Origin of the sequence: Streptomyces poriferorum (assembly GCF_019399235.1) — a bacterium.
GTDB classification, from domain to species: domain Bacteria; phylum Actinomycetota; class Actinomycetes; order Streptomycetales; family Streptomycetaceae; genus Streptomyces; species Streptomyces poriferorum.
The window spans coordinates 25,336-42,433 of record NZ_JAELVH010000014.1; the positions used below are offsets into that span (position 1 = coordinate 25,336).

Below are 17,098 nucleotides of genomic sequence, written 5' to 3' on the forward strand. Positions count from 1 at the left end.
CAGAAGGGCACCTCCATGTCAGTCGCCCGACGCAGACTCATCCAGGGCACGGCCCTCACCGCAGGCGCCGCGTTGCTGCCGAACGTTCCCGCGTACGCAGCCGCCGACCCGGTCACCGTCGAGGCCGACGGCATCAGACTGGTCGGACGCGCCGACGGCAGCGTCCTCGTCCAGGACGGGGCGGGGACCGACCGCGTCCTCCTCAGTCACTTCATGATCAAGGACACCGCACTCGGCCAGCAGCGCACCTTCGGCGGCAGCCCCGCCCTGATCACACTCCCCGACGGACGCACCGCGATCCAGGTCACGTACACGATGGGGAGCAGCGCGCCCGGAGTCACCGTGCGCGGCACCTTCGACGTCACCGCGCGCAAGGCGCACCTGAAGTGGGAGGTCGCGGGCTCCGGCACGCTCACCCCGTCCGGCTTCCAGTTCTCCCGCACGGTGTACGGGGCGAGCGCACCGGAATCGTACGAAGCGCTGACCATGTGGGAGCGGGATGCCCGGGGCGGCATCCCGTACGAGGTGAACGCCGGCGGTACGTACGTGGAGACGTGGGAGGGGGCGCAGGGGTTCTTCTGCCTTTCCTCCACCAACCCCGCCGGCACGAACGCCACATGGATTCATGCGCCCGGTACTTCGGCCGGCGCGAGCACCGCCGTCACCGAGGCCGATCTCGTCCTCGGCGACCTGCGGCCGCGCGCGGCGGGCACGATCGCCGCCGGGCGGCCGCTCGGTGTGGAGGTGTGGACCGACCAGCCGTTCAACCTCTACAAGGCGGCCGGGCAGACGATGACGCTCCGGACGCAGGTCGTCAACGGGTCGGGAGCGGCCAGGAAGGTGACTCTGACCTGGTGGGCACGGGACTTCGGAGGCAAGAAGGTCGGCGGCGGGACCCTCTGCAAGGACCTCGCGGCGGGCGCCGCCTGGAATGCCTCCTTCCCTCTCACCTCGCCCTCGCAGAACATCGTGTTCACCGGTGTGGAGGCGGTCAGCGGCGCCGACCGGGCAATCGCCCGCACCAATCTGAGCGTGCTCCCGGAGTTCACGTACCGGGCCGGCAAGGAGTCGATGTTCGGCCTCGCCAACTACCCCTGGCTGCTCCAGCCCAGCAAGGAAGCCGTACTCGGCCTGGTCAAGACGCTCGGCATCAAGTGGATCCGGATCGCCTACGCGGGCGCCCCCGGCATCGACATCGCGACGCTGGACGCCAACGGCATCGGCCACAACGTGCAGCTCAGCGGCATCCCCGTAGGCGGCAGCCCCGAGCAGATCGCCGCCTGGGCCGACAGCAACGTCGCCAAGGCCCTCGCCGCCGACGCCGCGTACTTCGAGGTCAGCAACGAGGTCAACCAGCCCTGGATGTCCGGCCGCGGCGCCGACGCCTACGTCCGCGACGGCCTGCGCCAGGTCACCACCCGCCTCGCCGCAGCCGGCTCCGGGATGAAGGTCATGAACGCCGGCCTCGGCGGCATGGACCACGTCTGGACCAAGAACTTCCACGACGCGGGCGGCTGGGACCTCATCGACGTCTTCGCCTTCCACCCCGGCCGCGGCAACTTCACCCCCGACTTCGCGCCGCCGCCACAGGAGTGGACCCAGGGCTCGTCCGGCACGTACTGGAACTTCCTCGGCGCCCTGCGCAAGGCACGGCAGGTCATGGCGGAATACGGCGGCGACAAGGAACTCTGGATCACCGAGGCGTACGCCCCCACCCGTCCCAACGTGTGGTGGAGCGACACCTACCGGCACGCCGCCGAGAACACGTTCCTCTCGCTCGCCCTCGCGAAGTCGGAGAAGGTGCGCGCCGTCAACTGGTACCAGCTGCACGACTCGATCATCCACCACCCGCAGGAGGCCGACCCGGCCAACCCCGAGTACCACTACGGCCTGATGAACCGCGACACCAGCGCCAAGCCGTCGTTGCTCGCCTTCGCGACCGCCGCCCGGGTCCTGGACCAGGCCGAGTTCGTCCGTCATCTCGCCTTCGCGGACCAGGACATCAAGGGCCTGCTCTTCACCACCCCCGACGGCCCGCTGTCGGTCATCTGGAGCCGCAAGGACGGCTACGTCCTCAACTCCGAACACGGTGACGACCCTTGGTACGCATCGCCGGAGCCGTGGGTCGACACCTGGACGGCCAGGACCGAGGTCGTGGCCGCAGCGGCCGCCGGCACCGTGCGCGAGCTCAACTGCATCGGCCAGGAACGCGCCCTGAAAGCCTCCGGCGGCAAGATCACACTCACCGTCGACGGCGCCCCGCGCATCTACTACGGCCTCGCCGCCGATCCCGACCGCAAGCCCGGAAGCAGGGGACGTACCGCATGAGGAACGAAACCGCACGCCACGACATCACCGTCGTCGGCGGCGGCCTGGCCGGGGTCTGCGCGGCCATCGCCGCGGCCCGCCTCGGCCGGACCGTCGCACTGATCAACAACAGACCGGTACTCGGCGGGAACTCGAGCAGCGAGGTCCGCGTCTGGGTGTGCGGCGCGACCGGCCACGGCAGGAACCACCATGCCCGCGAGGGCGGCATCATGGGCGAGTTGCTCGTGGAGAACCAGTACCGCAACCCGGACGGGAACCCGTACTACTGGGACGCCGTCATCCTGGACGCGGTACGCGCCGAGCCCGGCATCACGCTCTACCTCAACACCGATGTGCGCGAGGTCGAGGCCGAGGGCCCGGACGACGAGAGGCGGATCATCTCGGCCACCGGCTGGATGATGGGCTCCGAACGCCGGATCCGTTTCGAGAGCCCCGTCTTCCTCGACTGCACCGGAGACGGCCTGATCGGCCACCTCGCGGGCGCCCACCACCGCATCGGCCGTGAGGCGCGCAGCGAGTTCGAGGAGGCGTGGGCCCCGGAGTCGGCCGACGGCATCACTCTCGGCTCCACGCTGCTCTTCTACACGAAGGACGCCGGACATCCGGTGAAGTTCGTGCCGCCGGACTTCGCCAAGGACATCAGCACCACCTCCATCCCGCAGCGGCGGATCATCAAGGCGGGGGACAACGGGTGTGCGTACTGGTGGATCGAGTTCGGCGGAGAGCTGGACACGGTGCACGACAACGAGCGGATCCGGGACGAGCTGTGGTCGGTGATCTACGGGATCTGGGATCACATCAAGAACTCGGGCGAGTTCGACGCGGCGAACATGACGCTGGAGTGGGTGGGGTCGGTCCCCGGGAAGCGGGAGTATCGGCGGTTTCTCGGTGACTACGTGCTGCACCAGGGGGACATTCTCGGCCAGACGGAGTTCGCCGACCGGGTTGCCTTCGGCGGCTGGTCGATCGATCTGCATCCGCCGCAGGGTGTGTACGCCACGGAGTCGGGGGCCCGGCAGCTCTACGCGGACGGGATCTACCACATCCCGTACCGCAGCCTGTACTCGGTGAACACCGGGAACCTGCTGTTCGCCGGGCGGAACATCTCCGCCAGCCACGTCGCGTTCGGCTCGACCCGGGTCATGGCGACCTGCGCCACGATCGGGCAGGCGGCGGGCACGGCGGCGGCGCTCTGTGCCGCCGGGGAGGTCGCGCCGCGCGAACTCTCCGTACCCGAGCTGCACCGGGTACTGCTGCGTCAGGACGCCTCGCTCATCGGACTGGCGTCGACGGACCCGGAGGACCTGGCGCTGCGGGCGACCGTCGCCGCGTCATCCGCCCTGTCCTGCCCGGCAGTCGAGGACTCCGCCGAGCTGTGGCCGCTCGCGGCGGACGCCGGACTCGTCCTTCCCGTCGACCCGGACCTCACCGGCCTTGAACTCCTGGTCGACGCCGACCGCGAGACCGAGCTCGTGATCGACCTCTACGATCCCGAACTCGGCCAGAACTACGTCCCGCGCCGTCTCGTCACCTCCACCACCCTGCCGGTCGCCGCCGGTCGCCGGCAATGGCTCAAGACGGGCCTGGACTGGTCCCCGGACACCCCGCGCAACGCCTTCCTCGTCATCCGCGCGAATGACGCGATCGCCCTGCACCGCGCCGACCGGGCGACCCCCGGCGTCCTGTGCCTCACGCGTGTCCCGCTGCGGCCGCAGGACGAATCCCCGCAGCTGCTGCGCGAGTGGACGGACGCCGGCCTGCTGCGCCGTACCTTCTGCTTCCGTGCGGGGGAGACGGCGGCGTACGCCCCGGCCAAGGCCGTCGACGGCTACGCCCGCCCGTACGCGGGACCCCACATGTGGGTCTCCGCACCCCTGACGGACGATCCCTCGCCCTGGCTCTCGCTCACCTGGCCCGAACCGGTCACCCTGGGCCGTATCGAGGTCGTCGCCGACGACGACGTCAACGAGGACCTGATCAACCTGCACCACCACCGCACCCCCTTCGACACCCTCCCCACCCTCCTGCGCGACTACCGCGTCGAGGCCCGGGACGCGGACGGCACCTGGCGCGTGATCGCCCGCACGGAGCGGAACCGCCGACGCCGCCAGTCGCACACACCGTCGGAGCCGGTCACCACGTCGGCCGTCCGGATCGTCGTCGAAGCCACCAACGGCACGGACTCGGCGCACCTCGTCGCCGTACGCGCCTACGCGGCGGGGGAGTGACACGATGGCCGCGAGAGTGCTGGTCACCGGGGCCGCCGGACGGATCGGGCGAGCGGTCCTCACCCTGCTCGCAGAGCGCGGGTCGGAAGCGAACGCCCTGGTCCTCGACGACCCCGGTGACCTCCCGGCCCGCCTGGTCGTCACCGGCGACGCGGCCGACGCGAAGGCCGTAGGGGCAGCCCTGGAGGGCGCCGACGCGGTCATCCACCTGGCCGCGATCCCCACTCCCGAACACAACACGGCAGCCGAGGTCTTCACGGCCAACAGCCTGACCACCTTCACCGTGCTGGAGGAGGCTGGACGGGCCGGGATCCGGCACGTGGCCCTGGCGAGCTCGTGGGGCGTCACCGGTCTGCCCTGGACGGCGGCCGAGAATCCGCATCCGCCGTACGTTCCGGTCGACGAGGCGATGGACTCCCAGGTCGCCGATGCCTACGGCCTGTCCAAGCAGGTCGACGAGCTGACCGCGCGGATGATGGCGCGACGGCACGGCATGAGCGTGGTGTGCCTGCGCTATCCGTACGTGGGCGGCTTCGAGGAACGGCTCCTCGCGCACGCCGCCCGCCTCACGGCCGACCCGGCCGCCGGTGCCAGGGACCTGTGGACGTACCTGGAGGTCCACGACGCGGCGAGAGCGGCACTGCTCGCGCTGGACGTGCGTGGCAGCGGCGCGCACGCGGTGCACCTCTGCGCCCCCGAGATCATCGTCCCGTACCCGACGGAGGAACTGCTGCGCCGCTACCACCCCGGCACCGTGCTGCGCGGCCCGCTGCCGGGCCGCACAGCCCCGGTCGACACCTCGGCGGCGCGCAGGCTCCTGGGGTTCACGGCCAGGAACCTCGTCGGCCGCGATGGTGCCACTTCTTGCTGAGGTGACACGTGAGGTCCGACACCTGTGGCGTGTGCCGCGAGGCCGAGCCGTTGTCCGTGACGGGCTTCTTCGTCCGGCGCCATTCACGGAGGTCCGTTCCCCCTCCCCATGACTCGTTCAACGAGGCTGCCAGGAAGGGGATATGGCTGGGACCCGTGCTCGAACCCCCGCAGCTGACGGCTGATTAATGGGGTGCGGTCGGCTGAGCTGGAGTGATAGGCAAGCGATGTGACAGAGAGCCTTGAGTATTCCGTCCTGCTGCGACTGATCGACGAGCGGTCGGCCGCGTTCCGGAGTGCGGTTGCCGCCGCGCCCAGCCTTGACGCACCGGTGCCGTCCTGCCCCGACTGGACGTTGTTCGATCTGGTGCAGCACCTGGGTACGGGCCAGCGCTGGTGGGCCGCGGTCGTTGCCGCGGGCCCGGCCGAGGCTCCGCCGGCCAAGGATGCCGCGGCGGCACCGCGCGAGATCGAGGCGCTGCTCGCCTGGTACGCCGAGTCGAACGAGCTGCTGCTGAGCGCGTTGCGCGAGGCCGGCCCGGAGCGCGAGTGCTGGACGTGGTGGCGCTCGGGCGTGTCGCCGGCGAATGCCTGGGGCGTCGCCCGGCGCCGGGTGCACGAGGTGCTGCTGCACACCTACGACGCCCAGCTCGCCGCAGGCGCCGTGCAGCCGATGCCGGCGAACGTCGCGATCGACGGCGTGGCCGAGTTTCTCGACACCTGCAACTCCACCCCGGTTGCCTGGCCGCACGAGGCCGCCACCATCCACTACCACGCCACCGAGGGCCGCTCCTGGCTCCTCGCGCTGGACGGCACCGGCGCCTGGCCGGCACCCCTGACGGACGACGCCGCGCCCGCCTCCGCTTCGGCCACGGGCACGGCCGAGCAGCTGCTCCTCTTCGTCTGGGGCCGCCTCGCGCTGAGCGACCTGAAGTCCGACGGGGACCAGCAGGTGTTCGAGCGGCTGATTGCCTGGGAGCCGGAGGAGTAGCCACTCAATACCCCGGGCGGACGGGGCCGGTGCGCCTGCGAACCCGCACACACGAGTGGTCGGGCACGGCGGACCACGTGCCCAGGTGTCCGGCCGGCCGCACGGCCCCTTGGTGTGGCCGTGGAGCGGTACGCGGTCCTGCGGGTGGCGTCACCGCGGCGGGCAGCACGAAGTGCCGCAGACAGCGGTCCGGGCCACCCAGTGCGCTGACCCGCGCTACGTGCCGATCCGGCGCAGGGCCAGGAGGGTGGCGTCGTCGGTGCAGTGGGGGCCGTCCAGGCGGGCCACGAGCCGTTCGATGAAGTCCTGCAGCCCGGCGTGGCCGGCGCCGGGGGCGGCTTCCTCGAAGCAGCGTTCCGTCGCTTCGAGGAAGCGGCGCGTGTCCTGGTCCGGGTCGCTCGGCCGGCGTTCGGTGAGTCCGTCCGAGTACATCAGGACGATGTCGCCGACCTCCAGCGGTGTGTCGGCGGCCGTGTAGTCCGTGCCGGGCAGGACACCGAGTGAGAGTCCGGGGCCGTCGTCGGGTGTGGACAGCTGGGTGGCGTGGCCGTCGCGTACCAGGACGGGGCGCGGATGCCCGGCGCAGGTCCAGCGGAGCAGCGCGCGTTCGGGGTGGTAGCGGGCGATGATCGCGGTGGCGGTGGACTCGTTGCCGTCGGCGCAGGCCACCTCGTTGAGCCACCGCGTCAGCCGCTCGACGGGCTCCCCGGTGTAGGCCAGGCCGGCCAGCGCGTACCTCAGTTTGGCCATCAGGGTGACCGCTTCCAGTCCGTGTCCGCGAGCATCGCCCAGCGCGATCAGGAGGCGGCCGTCGGGCAGCTTGCGGGCTTTGTACCAGTCCCCGCCGACGCCGGCCCCGCGGGCGTCGGGGCGGTAGACGGCCGCTGCTTCGAGGCCGTAGGGGTCCAGCTCGTCCTGGAAGTGGGGCAGCACCGCCTCGCGCAGGGCGTCGGCGATTGCCGCCACGGCGTCGGCGCGCTCGTGCTCGCGATGCGCCTCGAGTGCGGAGCGCTGTGCCGCCTCGCGCCGCCGCCGGTCCGTGGAGACGTCGATGAGGACGGCCCGCAGGGCCCACACCAGGCTGCCGGGAGCGACGCGTACGGGCTCGGCGACCATGCGGAACACGCGGTTGCCGCTGCTGCGCAGGCGCAGTTCGCACTCGGCGGTGCGCTTGCGCAGGATGACGTCGTACAGCGTCTGGTAGAGGGTGGACAGGCTGTCCGGCGTTGCCGCGGCGGCCAGGTCGAAGAGGCTGGGCAGAGGGGCGTCGTCGGCCAGACCGAGCATGTGGCGAAAGCCCCGGGAGGGCGCGATGCCGTCGTCGCTGAGATTCCACTCCGCCCAGCACGTGCGGACCAGCTGCTGGGCGGCGGCCGCCATGCGGAGCCGGTTGCCGCGTTCCCAGGTCAGCAGGAAGTGGTCACCGCAGAGGGCGACACGGACCTCGTCGTTGATCCGTACCGGACCTGAATGCGTGCGCACCAGCCACTGCACCGTTTCGGGTCCCTGCGGGGTGCCCAGGCGGAGTGCGTCGGCGAGCATGCGCGGGATCGCCGTACGGACGAGGCCGGGGAAGCGTTCGAACAGCAGGGCCGGCGCGGCCCATGGGGGCACGGAGTCCTGGGGGAACCGGGAGGCCGCGTCGGCGCGGGCCAAGGGGTTGTGGCTCAGGTAGCGGGCGTCCTCGAGTGTGCCGTCCTCGCCGAGGACGGGGCTCAGCAACAGGGCCGGTACGGGGAGCGCGTCGAGTACTTCCTGGGAGGAGGGCGGGAGCGAGACGGGCGAGGCGGGCAGGTGTGTGACGCTGGGCGACCCGGTCCGGTGGAGGTCGGCATAGGCCGTGACCCGGCGCCGCTGGGACTCCAACAGCTCCTGGATCGCTTGTAGTTCCAGGCGGGAGCGCAGGCTGCCCGCCGGAATGGGGTCGTCCATCCGCAAAGGGGCCCTTCTCGGAACGGGGATACCGACGGTGCCGGGAACAGCATCGAGCCCGCCGGCGGGGTCCGCCAGCCGGCGTGGGCCGGGTGGCGGTCACGCCCGGGCCGCGGTGCCGGGCAGCCGGTCGCCGACGTGGGTCCGGGAGAGCAGCACGGCGAGCGGGGCGCCGGGGGTGCCCGGGCCGGCGTCCTTCTGTCGCCGTCCGGTTCCCCGACGCATCAGCTGAACCGTGGCTCCAGCACCGCCTCGCCGGCCAGGATCCGCCAAGCCGGAAACCGGACCGTCCCGGCCACCGGTCCGGCCTACGCTCCGGAACCGCCGGACGGGAGTCCGGTCAGCAGGTCGGCCCGTGCGTGCGTCAGCCGCAGATGCCGGGCCCGATCCTGGTCGTGGAGGGGCCCAGGATCGATGAGTACCGCGGTGTTCCTGCCGTCCGCCGTGAACAGCAGGTCCACGGTGTGCCCACCGACGACAGCCGCACGCCTTTGTTGCCGCCGGATACGTGCTGAGCCCCGCCGACTGCCCACGGGGCGTCGAGACGGAACCGGTAACGGCGCTCTCGTTCGACGACCTGGCTGACGAGCGCCCCTTCTGTGTCCGGAGTCCGGACGGGAGGAGCATCGTTGGTGCGGCTGGTCGAGACCGTTCCGGATGAGGGATCCGTCACCGTAGTCGTCAGCCGCCACCGCAGGAGCGGCTGACGCAGGCCCGCTCGGCGACCGGCACACGTCTGCTTCGGTGGCGTGAGGTGCTTGTTCCCTACGCCGGTGAAGAAGGACGCCGGGCCTGCGGGGTTCGGCGCAGGTGCGGGCGACACCCCTGCCTGCCCGGTTCCGGGAAGGGATCAGGGTTTCCCGTTCGAGTGTCTGCCGAACGCCCGCATGGCGAGGGCTCCCGCCAGCGGGCCCGGGGCCAGGAGCAGGAAGGCGTGGCGCCAGCCGACGGCCTCGGCCAGCAGCGGCGTGAGCTGGATGGTGATGACCGTCAGAGCGAAGCCGATTGCGGTCTGGGCGGTGAGGGCCGTTCCGATGTAGCGGTGGTCGGCGACCTCGCTCAGCGAGGTCGAGAACACCCCCGAGTCCGCGATCACGGCCGCGCCCCACAGCAGGCAGAAGGCGAACAGAAGCAGCGAGGAGGAGGGGAAGAGGAAGGGGGAGAGCAGGCAGCACAGACCACTGAGGAGAAGAGCTGCCATGGCGGCGGGCGGGCGGCCGAAGCGGTCCGCGCCCCAGCCGCCGAGCAGGCAGCCGGCGACCCCGCCGAGGCCCATGGTGAGGAACACGGTGATCTCCACCGAACCCGGGAGGTTCTTCGCGGCAGGCGTCGCCAGCAGGAAGGACGGGATCCACGTCCACAGCGCGTAGAGCTCCCACATGTGCCCGAAGTAGCCGAGGTTGGCCAGCCGTGGCCCGCGCTCGGTGAACATGGTCAGCGCGTACCTGGGATTGCGGGCAGGAGCGGACTTCGCCGCGTAGGGACCGGGCCGGACAAGGAGCAGCGCGATGACGGAACCCGCGAACCCGGCCGCTGCGGCGGCGAGCAGAACGTCGCGCCAGCGCAGTGATCCCACCCCGGCGATCAGATGAGGAAGCGCGGAGCCAAGGGTGAGGGCGCCGATGAGGATGCCCATCGTCCTGCCCCGTCCGGAGCTTCCGGACCAGGAGACCATCAGCTTCATTCCGGTGGGGTAGACCCCGGCCAGGAACATTCCCGTCATGAAACGCAGCGGGATGGCGACGGCCAAGCTGTCGGCGACGAGGGCCAGCACCACGGTGCACACGGCGGCCGCCGCAGCGCCGGCCGCGAGCAGACGCTGCGACGGGATGCGGTCGGCCAGGTTCAGAGTGGCCGAGGCCACCGCCCCGACGACGAAACCGATCTGTACCGAGGCCGTCAGCCATACCGCGCCCCCCGCCGTGAGTCCCCAGTCGGTCCGGAGGCTGGGAACCACCGCCGACATGGAGAACCACACGGCGAGGCCGAGCACCTGCACCGCGGCGATCGCACCGCGTTGCACGATGATGTTCACGAATACCTCTCCTGGGCCGAGCCCTTGCTCCGCCGGACCTGCGCGCGGTGGCCGAAGTCCGACCCTAATGGGCCCCGGCCGCGTGCGGACTCCGGCGCAGCCCGGCGCGCGGCAACGCGATGCCCCATCCAGGCACCCGTGGCCGCCGCGTGCGGGACGGAGCCTGCGCTGCGCCGCGAGGGTGCCTTCCGTGAGGGGGCGTTCAGCTTCAGGCAGCCGACTCCGACTTCTTCTCATTCCGGCGGAGGGCGTCGCGCAGCCGCGCTGCCTGGATCACCAGGCGGGACTTGCCGCCGCGGCTCGCTGTCGCGGCGAGCCCGGCCGGTTCCGGTGAATCGGCTCCGCACTGCTCCACGCACTCGGCAGCCGTCGCCAGGAGATCTCCGGCGCCGCGCGGATCGACCGTGCCCGTGAGGAGTGCCGGCAGCACGGCTGCGAGCACGGCCCAGGTCGTCGCGCAGGCGCCCGTCGCCGCAGCGGTGCGCAGCGAGTCGGCGAGCCGGCCGGGCTTGACCGTGCCCAGGCCGATCAGCTCGGCCAGGTCGCCGCCGAGGCGCAGGGCGTTCAGGTCGTCCCGGGCGGCCAGGGTGAGAAGCGCGTCCACGGCCCGCAGCCGGTCCTCGGGGTACCGGGCACCGAGTCCGGTGGCGACCGCGAGGTGCAGGGCCGGGCCGGCGGGTCCACCGGCCGCTGCCAGCAGAGGGAGCGCGGTGGCCCCCTCGCGCGCTTGGTGGACGGCGGCGGCCGTGACGTGCGGCAGCCACCAGGCGGCCAGGGTTTCGCGGTCCCCGGGCAGGACCGCGATCAGCGAGGCGTCCTCGCCTCCGTCCCAGCAGAGGCCCGCCGACTCGCGGGCGCCCGCCAGTTCGCGGAACGCGTGCGGGAAACCGCGCAGTACAGCGGTGCGTTCGCCGGTGTCCATCACGAGCCGCGCGGGGGCCCCGCCACCGTAGGCGTACCGCTCGGCTCCAGCCGTACGCCGGGTGACGGGCACCGGCTGCCCGGCGGCGCCGAGCCAGGAGGCCAACCGGTCACCTGCGGGCGTACCGAGGGCAGCAGCCAGGGGAAGGACGGCGGCGTCGCGCCGGACCCGGAGCAGAGCCTGGGCGAAGTCCGCCGGGGCCGGGTCCTCGCCCAGGCGGTCGTACTCGACCAGGCGTGCGATCAGCACGCGGGGGTCCAGAGCGCCGCATTCCGTGGTGGGCGTGGCGAGCAGGAACGGCAGCGGACGGGAGGTGATGCGCAGCGCGGCCTCCTTCACACGCGCGTGGGTGACGGCGTGCAGTGCGGTGTGGGAGCAGTCGGAGCGCCACGTCACCAGGGCCGGTGGCGGTTCGGCGCTCGGCGGCATGTCCAGCACGGCAGCGGCGACGTGTTCCAGGCCGGGCAGCTCATGGGTGTAGTGGTGGGCTTGCGCAGGATCGAGCCACCAGCGGCCCGCGAGAGCGGGCCGCAGTGCCTCGGCGAGGGCGGCACGGTCCTGGTGGGCGTGCCGGACCAGCCCGTCCAGGGCGCGTTCGAACTCCTCGACGGTGGAGGTGCGGGCGTGGACGACTGCCGCGACGAGCTCGACGGCCTCCGCGACCGTTTCCGGAGCCGGGGCGAGCAGGACCGGGACCGGGGGCGGCGGGAGGACCTCCCGGTAGGGGCCGGTCTCCTCGTCGGGAGCGGCGTCGGGCCCGAAGACCTCCACCGCCCGGGCCCGGTGGGCCGGGCTGAGCAGCCTGGCGCGGTCTGCGAGTCCGGCGCGCAGCGCGGGATCGTCGGTGAGGTGCGCGGCAGCCAGCTTCAGCGCCCGCTCCTGGATATCGGTGTCGGCGTGCCCGAAGGCCTCGGCGAGCTCCGGCAGTATCTCGGGGGCGGCGGCGGGACGTCGGGCGAGTTCCTTGCCGAGCAGGACGAGCTGCGCGCGGACCAGCTTCTTCTCGGGGCGGAAGAGGACGGCGCCCGACATCTCGGCGAGCATGCGGGGGGTCAGGAGGCCCGATGCCGCAAGCCGGGCAAGGATTTGCTGGGCGCTCCCGGCCACGGCGGACGGGGCGTCGGCGGCCAGCGCGATCCAGTCGGCGGCCCGCTCCCGCTCTTCCTCACCGGTCGGGCGAAGCGCCTCCAGGATCGCCTGATACGGCCGCAGTTGAGCAGCCCGGCCGCCCCGCAGCAGCCTGGCGACGCACCCGTCCAACAGCGTGGTGCGCGCTACGTGCCCCTCGTCGGCCAGGGTGGCCAGCGCGGTCGGCCAGTGGTGGGAGTGCCCCGGCTCCAGGGTCCAGGAGGTGAAGGAACGGACGGGTTCGGCGGTCGTGAAGAGACACGGGACGAGCGTGGCGACGTGCGGGTCCTCGCGCAGGGCGAACACGAGCGGGGCACGGGCCGAAGCCATGGCCATCGACCAGCCCTCGACGCAGCCGTCGGTGGTGGGCATCGGGCAGCCTGCGAGCCGCACCAGTTCACGGATCAGCGGGTAGTCCTCCTCGGCGGTGGCGGATCGGGCGGCCAGCCGGTGAGCGAGGTCGCCCAGCCACTTCGGGTCCCGGCCGGCCAGTACGTCGAGCAGCGTCGCGGCCGGCGGCAGCTGCGTCCAGCGGCGCAGATCAGTGGCTCCGATCCAGGCCGCCGCCGCTGCGGCGCCGGAGTTGCACCCGGCTCCGGCTACCACCAGGGCCGGGTTCATCAGGTTCCGGTCCTGCCACTGCTCCGAGCGGGAGGAACGCAGCGTGCGGCGAAGTTCCTTCAGGCCGGTGAGCAGGACCCGGCGCTGCGCGGGGTCCAGTGGTTCCAGGAGTCCGGGCAGTTGGGCGGTGCGGCCCGCCCGTACGGCTTCGAGGACGTCGTCGACGGCGTTCAACGTGTGGCTCCGGAGGTGGTGGTGGCAGTGCTGGTGGACGTGCCGGCTGCTCTGGTGGCCATCCGGGTGGCGAGCGCGTGCTTGCAGGGGCCGCGGCGGCCCCGGTAGTCCGCCCACCACTGGCAGGTGCAGCTCAGCGCGCCGCCTGATCCGCGTACCTGGTAGCGGCGTTCACCGGAGACGACGACGGCGGTGCCGGGGTGCTCCAGGGTGACCGCGCCCGCCTCCAGCAGGGTGCGGGCGGCGACCAGCCGGGGGTTGTGCCGCTCCGCCTGCCGGGCGTCGTAGGGGAGTTCACGGTGGAAGTAGGCGGCCTCGGCGATGTCGTAGCCGACTCGGCCGGCCGTACCGAGGCGGACGAGAGCGGCCCGTACACGGTCCACGGTGAGCCCGGACTGCTCGGCGAGGTCGGCGGGATCGATGCGTGGCTCCCAGGCGAGCAGGACGGAGACCAGATCGGCGTCCTGGGCCGTCTCGTCGCCGGCGAGGGCCTCCAGCACACCGCCTTCACCGGAGAACCCGCGGTCGGGCTCCGGGGAGAGGGTGAGCGTGAGCCGCATTCCCGGCAGCCCGACCTCCCACGCGGAGGCGGTGGGGTGGGCGCCGTCCGGCGCGGGGCCGTACACGCGCAGGCCGGTGGCGTGCCGCAGCACCCGCTGGAGTGCGGCGAGACGTTCGGGGCCGGGCAGACAGACCGCGCCGGGTACCGGGCGGGTGGTGGGGCGCAGCGTGCGACCTGCGGCAACCACCCACAGGGGGCCGGTCACGGCGCCGGCACCCGTCGCGGTGCGCGGGAGGGAACGGAGGAAGCGCGCCGTCTCGGCGGCGGTCAGCTCACCCCGCAGATCGAAGCCGGCGGTGACGGCCTGGGACTCGGCGAAACCGCGCAGCCAGCGCTCCGGCAGCGGCACCTTCTTCTCGACGACCGGCCCGTCGAGGGTGGTCACCGCCATCTCGTCGGGGCCGACCCGCAGGTGCAGTGGATCGTCTCCGCCCATCCGGGACAACGCCTCGCGCAGCGGGTTGTTGACATCGACGTTGGTGGTGCCGTGGCCGGTGTCGGCGCCGCACAGCCCGTCGGGGAGCACATCAAGCCGGGCGTACACGCCGCAGCACCCGGAGAAGGACTCGAAACGGAGCCGGTCGCCGTTGCCCGTCACCACCGGATCGAGCGATGCGCGCAGGGAGCGCCGGTGGTAACGGGCCGCGGCCACGTCCGCGACGGCGAGAAGTGCTCGCGCGGCCGCCTGGGGCGCGCTCAGGAACCCGGCGAAGAACTGCGGGTGGGCATCGGCCCCGGCCGGGGTGAGTCCTCCCGCCGTCTCCAGACCGAGCACCTGACCCGTCTCGGCGACGGTCAGCGAGGAGGCGCGCGCATAGGCGAAGGTGTGTGCACTTCTTGTCATGCCGGAGACGCTAGACGGGGGCACTGACAACGTGATCGACGGAAGCCGCTGCCCCCGGACATCGCGAGCGGACGCCTGAACCGGTGCCCCCCCGACCGTGGAAGGCACTCGGCCGTGGCGCGACAGGTCGTCAGCCTGTGGCGCACGAGACCGTCGGCCAGGTCCAGGATCCGTTGGTCTGGATCGTCACCCCCCAGTTGTTCCCACTGCCGTTGGGCTTCGCGGTCAGGACCTGGGCGCCGGGGTAGGCGGTGCTGACGTTCCAGGTGGAGAGGATCTTCTCGGGGGCCGGTACGTTCATGGTGACGGTCCAGTTGCCGGCGCCGGTGACGGAGACGTTGAGGTTGTAGCGGTCGCTCCACTGCTGTCCGGCGGAGAGCGTCGCGGTGCAGCCGCCGGTGCCCCCGCCGGTCCCGCCTCCACCCGCGCTGCCGTCGGGCGCGACGGCCCGTCCGGTCTGCGGCGAGATCATGCCCGGGCAGAGGCCGCGGGACGCGAGCGACTGAGCGATGCGCGGGATCGCGGCGAGCGTGTTGGCCGGCCACTCGTGCATCAGGATGACCTGACCGCTGGTGAGCCGTCCGACGGCCTGCACGATCGCGTCGCTGCTCGCACCGTTCCAGTCCTGCGAGTCGACGTCCCAGATCACCTCCGTCAGGCCGTACTTGGCTTCGACGGCCTTGAGCGTGGAGTTGGTCTCGCCGTACGGCGGCCGGAACAGCTTCGGTGTGCCTCCGCCCGCGTTGGCGATGGCCTGCTGGGTCCGGGAGACCTCCGAGTCGATCTCGGCCTGGCTCATCTGGATGAGATGCGGGTGTGTGTAGCTGTGGTTGCCGACCCACATGCCGGCGTTGATCTGGGCCTGCACCTGGCCCGGGGCGGAGGCGGCGTACTGCCCCTCGTTGAACATGGTGGCCCGCAGGCCGTTCTGCTTGAGGGCGTTGAGCAGGGCGGGGGTGTGGTCGTTGGACGGGCCGTCGTCGAAGGTCAGGCCCACGTAGCCGTTGCAGGTGACGGCCTGTGCGGGAGCGGTGGCCGTGGCGGTCAGGCCCAGGGAGGCCGTCGCGGCGAGGGCGAGTCCGGCGGCCAGGGCGGCCGGGCGACGGCGGGGAAGGAGATGCATGGGGGTCCTCCTGGTGGCGGAGGTCCGGCCACGCCGGAAGCGCGGCCGGACGCGTGGTGAAGGTGAGGGTCACTGCGGACCCGGTGGGATCAGCCGGCGCTGCAGGTGACCGTGGGCCACGTCCAGGAGCCGTTGGTCTGGATGGTCGCCCCCCAGTTGCTGCCGCTGCCGTTGGACTTGGCCACGAGGGTCTGGCTGTCCGGGTAGGTGGTGCTCACGTTCCAGGTGGACAGCACCTTCTCGGGCGAGGGGACCTTCATCGTGACGGTCCAGTTGCCGGCGCCGGAGACGGAGACGTTCAGGTTGTAGCGGTCGCTCCACTTGTCTCCCGCGGAAAGCGTCGCGGTGCAGCCACCGGAGCCGCCGCCGCCCGTGCCGCCGCCCGTGCCACCGCCCGTGCCACCGCCCGTGCCACCGCCCGTGCCACCGCCGGAACTGCCCTCGCTGACGGTGATGTTGGAGCTGCCGCTGCTCTGGTAGCCCTCGGTCGCCATGATCATGTAGTTGAAGGAACCCATGCTCATGCCGTGGCTCGACCAGGCGTCGAAGTGGTTGCCCGTGGTGATGGTGCCCCCCGTCCGCTTCGACTGGCGGACGCTCCAGTACTGCTTGAAGGTCTTGGTGCCCTCGATCGAGGGCTGGTTCACCCGGGTCGTCTCATAGATGTCGTAGGTGCCTCCGTCGCTGGTGACCGTGCCCTTGAAGGTGCCGGTGGGGCGGTACGTGCCGAAGTTCTCGACGACGTAGTACTCGACCAACGGGTTGGTGGTCCAGCCGTAGAGCGCGAGGTAGGCGTTGCCCGACGGGTTGAAACTGCCGGAGTAGTTCACGGACTTGCGTCCGCCGGTGCTCCACCCCTTGCCGCCGACGAAGTTGCCGACGTTGCTCCACTGGTAGCCGTAGTTGCCGCCCGAGCCCAGCGTCATCGACACCGAGCCGCCGCCATCGCTCCAGTGCGAGTAGTAGTAACCATTGTTGGTGCCGGTCTGGTTCGAGTTGACGACGGTGTCGGCGCTGGCGGCGTTGGGCAGCAGCAGCACGGCGACCGCGGCCAGGGCGATCGCCCAGGAGCTTCTCAGCAGGGTCATGAAGCGGCCGGGTCTGCGTCTGCGGGGAGATGGCTCGGGTGCGCTCATATCGGTGTCCTCCAGGGGTTGTTACGTAGGAGTGCTGCCGGACGGGTCCTGTCGCGTCCGCCCAACACAGCTGTTCTGACGCATGGTTGGGCTCGCATGGCAGTCGGCTGTGGTGGTCCGGCCCGATCACGGAGTCTTGATCTGCCCCTAGCGACTGTCAATAGTTTCGGCAGGAGTTGCGAAACCTTCGGACTCGCTGAAAGG

Annotated in this window: 12 protein-coding genes; 4 read left to right on the top strand and 8 right to left on the bottom strand. The window is 71.7% G+C overall.

Going from position 1 to position 17,098, the window contains the following annotated elements; genetic code table 11:
- The first annotated feature begins 15 nt into the window (after positions 1-15).
- The 4 genes from JGS39_RS04440 to JGS39_RS04455 all read left to right on the top strand — a co-directional run bounded on the left by JGS39_RS04440 (position 16) and on the right by JGS39_RS04455 (position 6,417).
- Positions 16-2,328, top strand: a complete 2,313-nt coding sequence (locus JGS39_RS04440) for a hypothetical protein (RefSeq protein ID WP_219567384.1) — start codon at positions 16-18, stop codon at positions 2,326-2,328.
- Positions 2,325-4,556, top strand: a complete 2,232-nt coding sequence (locus JGS39_RS04445) for an FAD-dependent oxidoreductase (RefSeq protein WP_219567385.1) — start codon at positions 2,325-2,327, stop codon at positions 4,554-4,556. Before JGS39_RS04440 ends, JGS39_RS04445 begins: the two co-directional genes overlap by 4 nt.
- 4 nt (positions 4,557-4,560) lie before the next feature.
- Positions 4,561-5,427, top strand: a complete 867-nt coding sequence (locus JGS39_RS04450) for an NAD-dependent epimerase/dehydratase family protein (protein WP_236062889.1) — start codon at positions 4,561-4,563, stop codon at positions 5,425-5,427.
- 228 nt (positions 5,428-5,655) lie between these two features.
- On the top strand, positions 5,656-6,417 hold the full coding sequence (locus tag JGS39_RS04455; RefSeq protein ID WP_219567386.1) for a maleylpyruvate isomerase family mycothiol-dependent enzyme: 762 nt from the start codon (positions 5,656-5,658) through the stop codon (positions 6,415-6,417).
- Between the two features lie 216 nt (positions 6,418-6,633).
- Here JGS39_RS04455 and JGS39_RS04460 read toward each other — a convergent pair whose 3' ends face one another.
- From JGS39_RS04460 to xynA, 8 genes are all read right to left on the bottom strand, one after another.
- Positions 6,634-8,349, bottom strand: a complete 1,716-nt coding sequence (locus JGS39_RS04460) for a PP2C family protein-serine/threonine phosphatase (RefSeq protein WP_236062888.1) — start codon at positions 8,347-8,349, stop codon at positions 6,634-6,636.
- A 99-nt stretch (positions 8,350-8,448) separates the two neighbouring features.
- Positions 8,449-8,574 carry a hypothetical protein gene (locus JGS39_RS41380; protein ID WP_264302718.1) on the bottom strand — a complete coding sequence of 42 codons (126 nt, stop codon included), beginning with the start codon at positions 8,572-8,574 and terminating at the stop codon, positions 8,449-8,451.
- Between the two features lie 83 nt (positions 8,575-8,657).
- Positions 8,658-8,810, bottom strand: coding sequence for a hypothetical protein (locus JGS39_RS40565; protein ID WP_236062887.1), 153 nt, complete (start codon positions 8,808-8,810; stop codon positions 8,658-8,660).
- 389 nt (positions 8,811-9,199) lie between these two features.
- Complete coding sequence (locus JGS39_RS04470) at positions 9,200-10,384, bottom strand: MFS transporter (protein WP_219567388.1); 1,185 nt, start codon at positions 10,382-10,384, stop codon at positions 9,200-9,202.
- Positions 10,385-10,592: 208 nt separating this feature from the next.
- Positions 10,593-13,229: a DUF7824 domain-containing protein gene (locus JGS39_RS04475; protein WP_219567389.1), complete on the bottom strand. Its 2,637-nt coding sequence runs from the start codon at positions 13,227-13,229 to the stop codon at positions 10,593-10,595.
- On the bottom strand, positions 13,226-14,635 hold the full coding sequence (locus JGS39_RS04480) for an SWIM zinc finger family protein (RefSeq protein ID WP_236062886.1): 1,410 nt from the start codon (positions 14,633-14,635) through the stop codon (positions 13,226-13,228). Before JGS39_RS04480 ends, JGS39_RS04475 begins: the two co-directional genes overlap by 4 nt.
- A 130-nt stretch (positions 14,636-14,765) precedes the next feature.
- Positions 14,766-15,758, bottom strand: a complete 993-nt coding sequence (locus JGS39_RS04485) for a polysaccharide deacetylase family protein (RefSeq protein ID WP_219567390.1) — start codon at positions 15,756-15,758, stop codon at positions 14,766-14,768.
- Between the two features lie 89 nt (positions 15,759-15,847).
- Positions 15,848-16,894 (bottom strand): endo-1,4-beta-xylanase XynA, encoded by a 1,047-nt coding sequence (gene xynA / locus JGS39_RS04490; protein ID WP_219567391.1) that lies wholly within the window; start codon positions 16,892-16,894, stop codon positions 15,848-15,850.
- Between the last annotated feature and the right edge of the window lie 204 nt (positions 16,895-17,098).

Bases quoted from the DNA above. Each gene is read 5' to 3' on its own strand.
- JGS39_RS04440 (WP_219567384.1), top strand. From the start codon at position 16: ATGTCAGTCGCCCGACGCAGACTCATCCAGGGCACGGCCCTCACCGCA.
- JGS39_RS04445 (WP_219567385.1), top strand. From the start codon at position 2,325: ATGAGGAACGAAACCGCACGCCACGACATCACCGTCGTCGGCGGCGGC.
- JGS39_RS04450 (WP_236062889.1), top strand. From the start codon at position 4,561: ATGGCCGCGAGAGTGCTGGTCACCGGGGCCGCCGGACGGATCGGGCGA.
- JGS39_RS04460 (WP_236062888.1), bottom strand. From the start codon at position 8,349: ATGGACGACCCCATTCCGGCGGGCAGCCTGCGCTCCCGCCTGGAACTA.
- JGS39_RS41380 (WP_264302718.1), bottom strand. From the start codon at position 8,574: ATGCGTCGGGGAACCGGACGGCGACAGAAGGACGCCGGCCCGGGCACC.
- JGS39_RS04480 (WP_236062886.1), bottom strand. From the start codon at position 14,635: ATGACAAGAAGTGCACACACCTTCGCCTATGCGCGCGCCTCCTCGCTG.
- JGS39_RS04485 (WP_219567390.1), bottom strand. From the start codon at position 15,758: ATGCATCTCCTTCCCCGCCGTCGCCCGGCCGCCCTGGCCGCCGGACTC.
- xynA (WP_219567391.1), bottom strand. From the start codon at position 16,894: ATGAGCGCACCCGAGCCATCTCCCCGCAGACGCAGACCCGGCCGCTTC.